An 8,575-nucleotide genomic window follows, 5' to 3' on the forward strand; every position below is an offset into this window, starting at 1 on the left:
ACATGATCGTTTTTACGCGCGCGTCCGCTTCGTCGCGGCTTTTTTTCCCCGCCACGCCGCACCGCCGAACGTCGGCAGCCATCCTCGCCTGCGTCCTCATCTTCGCCGCGGTACGGGCCGTTGGCGTGGGCATGGCCCAGATGCCTTTTAACGGCTGGGACGAGCTGCCCCATATCGCCGTGGCCTATTATGCCGGCGTCAAGGGCCGCCTGCCAACGGCCCGCACCCCCATGCCGCGCGAGCTGATTCCCTTCATCGTCGCCCATTCGCATCCCACGGCCTCGCTGTGCATGCTGCGCGGCATCGCCGCCAAGCCCTACCCCGGCACCGATCCGTCCTGCACCGTCGAGCCGGAAAAACGCTTCGACATGTTTTTATACGAAGCCCAGCAGGGGCCACTCTTCTACCGCCTGGCCGGACTGTTCTGTCCCGGGGCCGATCCCGGGAAGATGCTCGCCTGGGTGGACGGGGTCCGGGCCGCCAACGCATTGCTGTTGCTCGGCACGCTTATCCTGTGGCGGGTGGTGCTCGGACGCTGGCTGCCGTCAAAGGGCGCGCTCTCCTGGCTGCCCGACGGCGTGCTGCTGCTTTTGGCCAGCTTTTCCTATGTCACCTACAACTTCGTGCGCTTCGCCAACGACGGGCTGGCGCTTTTTTGCGGCAGCGCGGCCTTGGCCGTCTATGTCGTGTGGATCAAACCACGCCGGCCGGGCGGGGTCGGCATGCTCTGGCGGACGGCGCTTCTTGGGGGATTGGCCGGACTGGCGGTTTTGGCCAAGGCCACGATCTTGCCGTTGGCCCTGACCCTGGGGCTGGTGCTGTGCCTGCCGGCCGTGGCCCGCCGGATCGGCTGGCGGAAAAGGCTTGCCGCCCTGGCCGGACCGGCAGGCTTTTTGTGCGGCTACGTCGCCCTGGCCGGGACCTACCACCTGCACTATCTCCTGCGTTACGGGCGGCTGACCGGCATGCAGGAAGCCATTATGGCCTACAAGCACAGCTATGGATTCGTGAAGCTTTTGCTGGCGATCCCGAAGCTGGATTACGGCTTTTTCCGCAATCCGCTGCTCTACAATTCCACCGTGCATCTGGCGGGCTGGTCGGGGGTCGACTCCCCGGACTGGTTGAATCTGGGATTCAAAACTGCGGTATCGGGCTGCGTCCTGGCGTTTCTTGCGGCCCTGGTCCGGCGGGAAAACAGGATGCGGGTGGCCGGGGCGCTTCGGGCGGCCCCGGAGATGCCCCTTTTATGGCTGCTGTGCGCCCTGGCCCTGCTCTACCATGCCCTGAGCGCAACCCTCGTCTGGGGCTTTCCCACCAGCGGCGGCTGGTACGCCATGGCCGGGCTGCCGGTCCTTTTCGCGGCGCTTGTCGGCGGCGCTTCCCTGCTCGGCCCGCGCGTCGGGCTTGGCGCGCTGCTCTTTCTGACGTTTCTTTTCAACGCCGGCGCCATGGGCGGCACCTACGACAGCCTGCTCACCCAGGAAACGGGCCTTGGCGACTTCTACAAGGCTGCCCGCATCGCGGCCGGGCATCATGCCTTGCCGGGACTCGATCTGAAATACGTCGTGATCGCGGAATGTGTGCTGCTGGCCGCGGCCCTGAGCCTGACCATGGGGCGGGTACTGGACGCGGCCGTGGCGCCTGTCGATTCGGATCATGCGGCACGCCATGACCTCGACTGCTACTGCTCTCAAGGCGTTATCCTTCTCCCGACAGCCCGGCCAATACCCAAACAGGCTCAGGCGGGCGGCGCCAGCTTGGCCTCCAGCTCGGCCCAGCGCGCATAAAGCCCTTCCACGGTCGCCTCGGCCGCCTGGGCCACCGCCAACCGACGTGAGAGCTCGGCCCCGTCCGAGGCCACGCCCGGGTCCTCGAGCGCCGCCCTGGCCGCCTCCAGGGCCGCCTCGGCCTCGCCTATGGCCGCTTCCATGCCGTCGTATTCGCGCTGATCCTTGTACGAGAGCTTCTTGGCCGACGCGGCCTGGGGCCTGGGCTTGGCCTTGGGCTCCCGTTTGGCCTTGGCCTCCCGGGCGCGTTCGCGCAGCCCAGCGTCGAACTCGCCCTCCCACTGGGCATAGTCGGCGTAGACCTCCGAGCCGCCCGCGCCGTCAAGGCCCAGAAGCACCGTGGACACGCGGTCGAGCAGCGACCGGTCATGGGTGATGAGCACCACTGCGCCGGGAAATTCCAGCAGGCTTTCCTCGAGCATCTCCAGGGTCGGGATGTCCAGGTCGTTGGTCGGTTCGTCAAGGAGCAGCACATCGGCCTGGCGCAGCATGAGCCGGGCGATGAGCACCCGGGCCTGTTCGCCGCCGGAGAGGAGCCCCACCGGCAAATCGAGCTGTTCCGGACGCAGGGCGAAACGCTTGGCCCAGGTCACCACATGCACGGGGCTGCCCCGGTAGATGACGCTGTCCGCGTCCGGGGTGAAGGCCTGGCGCAGGGTCTGTTCCTTGTCGAGCTGCTCGCGCTTCTGGTCGAAGACCACGACTTCGAGCCCCGGGGCGCATTTGACCGAGCCCGCGTCCGGGCGCTCCTCGCCGGCCAGCACGCGCAACAGCGTGGACTTGCCCGAACCGTTGGGCCCGGTCAGCCCCAGCCGCACGCCGGGTGAAAGCACGATATCGACATCGTCAAAAAGCGGCCGCCCGGCATAGGCCTTGGCCAGATGTTCGGCCACGAGCAATCGCTTGGTCTGGCGGCCGGTGCCGGAAAAATCGATGCCCGCCCTGGTGATTTCCCGATTGCGGGTCCGAGTCGCGGCCAGCTCGCCAAAGAGCTCCCCCGCCGCCTCGATGCGGGCCTTGGCCTTGGTGGCCCGGGCCTTGGGACCGCGCCGTAGCCATTCGATCTCACGCCGGGCCTTGTTGGCCAGCGTCTGCTCCAGCGCGCCCTGGTTCTCCAAAAACGCCTCCCGGGCCTCGAGCAACGCGCTGTAGGGGCCGTCCACGCTGAGGTATCCCTGGGGATAGGCGGCGGAGAGTTCGATGGTGCGCTTGGACACCTTTTCCAGAAAAAAACGGTCGTGGCTGACCACCACGAAAGCAAAGGGCGCGGCGGCCAAAAACCGCTCGAGCCAGAGGATGGAAGCCAGATCCAGATGGTTGGTCGGTTCGTCGAGGAGCAGCACATCGGGCTCGGTCACCAGGGAACAGGCCATGGACAACCGTTTGCGCCAGCCGCCGGAGAGTTCCGCCACGGCCACGGACGGGTCCTCGAAGCCCAGCCGCCCCAGCGTCACGGACACCCGGGCCAACTGTTCCGGATCGTCTTCCGGCCGGTCAAAGGCGGCCAACGCCGCCTGGGACACGGCCTTTTGCGCGGTCAGGCCGTCGGCGAAGCTGTCCTGCTGGGCGACATAGGACAGCCGCACCCCCTGTCGCAGGGTGCGCTCGCCCGCATCCGCGGGCTCCAGACCGGCCATGATTTTTAAAAGCGTGGATTTTCCCGAACCGTTGGGGCCGATCAGCCCGATGCGTTCCTTTTCGGAAACGGCCAGGGAGATATCGGAAAAAAGGCGACGGACGCCAAAGGCTTTGGCGATGTTTCGCAGTGTAACGCATGTGCTCATAGCCGCTTGCAGTAGTGCATGGGCCACCCCGGCGTCAAACGCCGCCGCCCCGCGCACGGCGACGACGCAGGAACCCGCGGCCGGTGACGTTTGTTTATTTACGAAAGGGTAAATAAGTTGTAATGAATTGTCCGACGATTGTACTGGACGATGGCGTCGACGCTTTCCGGTCGCGCCGGCCCGCCTTGCGGGCGCCCGTCCAGGGAAGAGCCGGTCCGTCTGCCGCGGACCAGGCGGCAGCACGGTCTCGGGCCGCGCCGCCCGGTTTTTCGGTTTGCCGGATAATCGACAACGCACTGAAAAAGGCAAACCCTTCGAAAGAAGGGGACGCAAAGCCACGGGCCTACGTCCCTACCCGGGATACGGCAGCCGGGCCGCCAATGCGCCGCATCCTCCGATACAGCGCTTTGGCCAGCGTGAAAGGAGGTATGGGCATGCCACGCGAACCCTGATCCATCCCCTGCCTTCCCCTCAGTTGCCCTGGATTGTCCCCGCTCGGGAGAGGAGCGCGGACTCTCCGTTTTTGCCGCATCACGGTCCGACGCGCCTGTCACCTCGGCGGGAGAAAAGGCGAATCGGCCCGGGAAGGAGCTTGCTCGAGATGAAGGAGAAGTACGGTCATGAGCAATGTATCGGGGATCGGACTTTGCGGCAGCGACGCCACGGCGTCCGTTCTGTCCAACAAGGAGATGCAGTACTTTAAGCGCGTGTTTGCCGCTTCGGCGGACAACACGCAGCCATCCGCCCAGCCGGCGCCGGTGCAAAACGCCAAGCCTGGGGTGGGCACCCGCCTGGACGTGAAGGTCTGATCACGCCGGCATATCGGGACGTCCCCGCGTCATGGGAGATGACGCGGGGACGTCCTTTTCTATTTTTTCTTACGCGTCGTTTTTTTTGCAGCCATACAACTTATTTCCAGATATCCGTTCCCTTGTGACGCAAGTTGCGCTAGTCCGGGGCAAAGCCAAGTCTTCACGCGGCGCCACGCACCACGGACGGCCGGCCGCACTGTGGCCATGGCTTGCGCGGCTTCTCGCGCCGTCCGCCAACCTTCCCGGAGGTAGGTATGGCCCCTCATGGATCCTGGCAAATCGACGGCGATGCAACGCAAGGCAATGTCCGCTTCAGTCTTTTCTTTCCCGGAGCCGACGCCGCGCCTGCTCAATTCGAAACAGCCGGCAAAGGCGCGACCTACGGCGACCCGCAGATCAAATCCCTCCAGGTCGTCGGCGACTTCATGCACCATCTCGGGCTTCACGACTGGGACATCGGCAGCGCGCCCCAATTGACCGCGTCGCAGGCCGGAAACGGGCACGTCTGGAGCTACGACACCACGACGCCGATTCCGGCGGGATTTTACGAATACAAGTACTTCGTTACCTTCAATAACGGCCGCAGCCGCTATGTCGGCGATCCCTACGCCCGGTACGGCGGCAAGGAGCAGGAGAATTCCGCCTTTGTCGTCGGCGGCAGCTCGCCCGAGGCCAATGCCGTTTCACCTGTCTTCGGCGGGCGCAAGCCGCTTCGCGATCTCGTGGTCTACGAACTGATGCTCGATGATTTTACCGACGAATACCGTGGGCACCGCGCGCCCCTTGATGCCGCCATGGACAAACTCGATTACCTGGTCAGGCTCGGGATAAACGCCATCTTGTTCATGCCCTGGACCGCCTGGCCCGGCACGGGCTACAGCTGGGGCTACACGCCCTACCAGTACTTTTCCGTGGAATACCGCTATGCCAATGCCTTAAATGCTCCGGCGGAAAAGCTCTCATGGCTCAAAAAGCTCATCAGCGCCTGCCACGACCGGGGTATTCACGTCATCATGGACGGCGTGTTCAACCATGTGGGCGACACGGGCCTGACCGGAAATGCGGCCTACGGCTTTCCCTACCGCTGGCTGTATCAAAACGAATACGATTGCCCCTATATCGGCCCGTTCGGCGACAGGTTCGAAAGCCTGCTCGAACTCGACTACAACAACCACTGCACCCAGGAATTCATACGGGACGTCTGCTTCTACTGGATCGACACCTGTGGCTTGGACGGCATCCGTTTCGACTGCACCAAGGGGTTTTACGTGCCCGGTTCGTCCAAGGGCCTGCCTGAGCTCATTGCGTCCATCACCAGCCATGTCGGCGACCCGAACTTCTCCACCATCATCGAGCACATCGATATCAGCGCCTGCCAGGTGGCCAACACCGTGGGCGCGACCAGCTATTGGAACAACGCCCTTTACGACTGCGCCTTCGACGGCCTGTGGCAGGGAAAGCCCGCCTCGCGCCTGATGACCGTCCTCGATTCCCATGGCGGCCTTGCCCCGGACCGTGTGGCCACGACGTACTTAAGCAACCACGACCACTCCCATATCGCCTGGCGGGCCGGCGCAAGGGACAATTGCGGCGCGCGCAACTGGTTCCGGGTGCAACCCTATGCCATCGCCCTTTTCACCATGCCCGGCTGTCCGCTCTTTTTTAACGGAACGGAATTCGCCGAGGATTATTGGCTGATGGAAGACGACCAGGGCACGGGCCGCCGGGTCCAGGCCCGGCCTCTTCGCTGGAATCACATCAACGATGCGTACGGCCAGGGTACATTCGCTCTCTTCGCCAAGCTCATCGCCATACGCAAAAGCCACCCGGGTCTGCGCTCGGACAACATCTACCCGGCTGGCTGGCAAACCTGGCAGGAACGCTTCGATCCAAACGGCTACGGCATCGACACGGCGCGTGGCCTCGTCATATTCCACCGCTGGGGAAATGACGGGATAAAGCTTCAACGCATCATGGTGGCGATCAATTTTTCCTGTGAGAATCAAGAGGTCGACATCCCGTTTGCGGCGGGCGGCACCTGGCATGACGCGCTCAACGGGGACACGGTGCAGGTATCCGGGGGCTTCTTGCGCGGGGTGACGGTCAATTCCCACTGGGGTCGCATCTACGTGCAGCGGGATGCCGCGGTGTAAGGGACGGCTTCTGGGAACTACCGGCTTCGATCGGGTCTTGGTCATAAAAAAAGCCCCGAAGATTCGATTTGAATCTTCGGGGCTTTTGAAAAGAGCCCTGGCGGCGACCTACTTTCCCACGCAAGAGTACGCAGTATCATCGGCGAAGGAGGGCTTAACTTCCGAGTTCGGAATGGGGTCGGGTGTACCCCCTCCTCTATGACCACCAGGACAAATATATAAGTTAAAATAAGGGATGGGATTGTTTGGATGGCAAAAATCAAGTCGAACGGACTATTAGTACCGGTTTGCTGAGCACATTGCTGTACTTGCACATCCGGCCTATCAACCAGGTAGTCTACCTGGGTCCTTCGGGGAGAACTCGTCTTGAGGCGGGCTTCCCGCTTAGATGCTTTCAGCGGTTATCCCTTCCGAACGTGGCTACCCTGCGATGCCGTTGGCACGACAACAGGAACACCAGGGGTTCGTTCATCCCGGTCCTCTCGTACTAGGGACAAACCCTCTCAATTCTCCAACGCCCACGGAAGATAGGGACCAAACTGTCTCACGACGTTTTAAACCCAGCTCGCGTACCACTTTAATCGGCGAACAGCCGAACCCTTGGGACCTGCTCCAGCCCCAGGATGTGATGAGCCGACATCGAGGTGCCAAACCGCATCGTCGATATGAACTCTTGGATGCGATCAGCCTGTTATCCCCGGCGTACCTTTTATCCATTGAGCGATGGCCCTTCCATGCGGGACCACCGGATCACTAAGGCCCACTTTCGTGCCTGCTCGAGATGTCTCTCTCACAGTCAAGCTCCCTTATGCCTTTGCACTCGACGGCTGGTTTCCAATCAGCCTGAGGGAACCTTTGCATGCCTCCGTTACTTTTTGGGAGGCGACCGCCCCAGTCAAACTACCCGCCAGACAATGTCCCCGAGCCGGATAACGGCGTCAGGTTAGAAGCTTAGACAATCGAGGGTGGTATTTCAAGGTTGGCTCCGCCGACGCTAGCGCGCCGGTTTCACAGCCTCCCACCTATCCTACACACGAGTGCCCAAGCTCCAATGTCAAGCTGTAGTAAAGGTGCACAGGGTCTTTCCGTCTTTCCGCGGGTAGACGGCATTTTCACCGCCACATCAATTTCACTGAGTCTCTGGTTGAGACAGCGTGGAGATCGTTACACCATTCGTGCAGGTCGGAACTTACCCGACAAGGAATTTCGCTACCTTAGGACCGTTATAGTTACGGCCGCCGTTTACCGGGGCTTCGGTTTAGAGCTTCGCTTGCGCTGACTCCACCCCTTAACCTTCCGGCACCGGGCAGGTGTCAGTCCGTATACGTCGTCTTACGACTTCGCACAGACCTGTGTTTTTAGTAAACAGTCGCCACCACCATTTCTCTGCGGCCCCCTCAGGCTTACGCAGCAAGTACTTCACCAAAGGGGGCACCCCTTATCCCGAAGTTACGGGGTCATTTTGCCGAGTTCCTTAACCAGAGTTCTCTCAAGCGCCTTGGGATACTCTCCCCGCCCACCTGAGTTGGTTTACGGTACGGTCTGCTTGTGCTAAACTTAGAAGCTTTTCTCGGCAGCATAGGATTAGTCACTTCAGCCTTACGACACGGCATCACGTCTCGGCCTTGAAGGAGAACGGATTTGCCTATTCTCCAAGCCTACACGCTTGCACCGGCACATCCAACGGCCGGCTGACCTACCTTCCTGCGTCCCTCCGTCGCACACACAAACAGGTACAGGAATATTAACCTGTTTTCCATCAGCTACGCTTTTCAGCCTCGCCTTAGGGACCGACTCACCCTGGGAAGATTAACTTTACCCAGGAAACCTTGGGCTTACGGCGAACGGGTTTCACACCCGTTTTATCGTTACTTATGCCAGCATTATCACTTCCCATTAGTCCAGCAAGCTTTACAACTTGCCTTCATCCCGTCTGGGAACGCTCCCCTACCGTCCATCCGAAGATGGACTCGAGGCTTCGGTACCATGCTTAGCTCCGTTACATTTTCGGCGCAGGACCACTAGACCAGTGAGCTATT

The 8,575-nt window shown here is 61.7% G+C and carries 4 protein-coding genes, 2 rRNA genes and 1 riboswitch (1 of these 7 only partly in view); of the genes, 3 read left to right on the top strand and 3 right to left on the bottom strand.

Going from position 1 to position 8,575, the window contains the following annotated elements; translation table 11 throughout:
• Positions 1-2 precede the first annotated feature (2 nt).
• Positions 3-1,787, top strand: coding sequence for a hypothetical protein (locus tag K9F62_04105; GenBank protein UJX41893.1), 1,785 nt, complete (start codon positions 3-5; stop codon positions 1,785-1,787).
• Here K9F62_04105 and K9F62_04110 read toward each other — a convergent pair.
• Entirely contained in the window at positions 1,739-3,571 is a 1,833-nt protein-coding gene (locus K9F62_04110; protein UJX41894.1) for an ABC-F family ATP-binding cassette domain-containing protein, read from the bottom strand. The genes K9F62_04105 and K9F62_04110 overlap by 49 nt on opposite strands.
• A gap of 294 nt (positions 3,572-3,865) precedes the next feature.
• A riboswitch (cyclic di-GMP riboswitch) is annotated at positions 3,866-3,953 on the top strand.
• A gap of 238 nt (positions 3,954-4,191) precedes the next feature.
• Here K9F62_04110 and K9F62_04115 point away from each other — a divergent pair.
• Positions 4,192-4,380, top strand: coding sequence for a hypothetical protein (locus K9F62_04115; protein UJX41895.1), 189 nt, complete (start codon positions 4,192-4,194; stop codon positions 4,378-4,380).
• A gap of 257 nt (positions 4,381-4,637) precedes the next feature.
• Complete coding sequence (locus K9F62_04120; GenBank protein ID UJX41896.1) at positions 4,638-6,536, top strand: alpha amylase C-terminal domain-containing protein; 1,899 nt, start codon at positions 4,638-4,640, stop codon at positions 6,534-6,536.
• A 95-nt stretch (positions 6,537-6,631) separates the two neighbouring features.
• On the opposite strand, the gene rrf is transcribed toward K9F62_04120, so the two are convergent.
• Positions 6,632-6,746: ribosomal RNA gene (gene rrf, locus K9F62_04125) — 5S ribosomal RNA — on the bottom strand.
• Between the two features lie 45 nt (positions 6,747-6,791).
• Positions 6,792-8,575 (bottom strand): 23S ribosomal RNA (locus K9F62_04130); it runs 1,140 nt beyond the window's last position.

The sequence above is a fragment of the Desulfovibrio sp. JY genome (genome assembly GCA_021730285.1).
Classification (GTDB): domain Bacteria; phylum Desulfobacterota; class Desulfovibrionia; order Desulfovibrionales; family Desulfovibrionaceae; genus Solidesulfovibrio.

Excerpts from the sequence above, each read along its gene's own strand:
- K9F62_04105 (UJX41893.1), top strand. The coding sequence starts at position 3 with ATGATCGTTTTTACGCGCGCGTCCGCTTCGTCGCGGCTTTTTTTCCCC.
- K9F62_04110 (UJX41894.1), bottom strand. The coding sequence starts at position 3,571 with ATGAGCACATGCGTTACACTGCGAAACATCGCCAAAGCCTTTGGCGTC.
- K9F62_04115 (UJX41895.1), top strand. The coding sequence starts at position 4,192 with ATGAGCAATGTATCGGGGATCGGACTTTGCGGCAGCGACGCCACGGCG.
- K9F62_04120 (UJX41896.1), top strand. The coding sequence starts at position 4,638 with ATGGCCCCTCATGGATCCTGGCAAATCGACGGCGATGCAACGCAAGGC.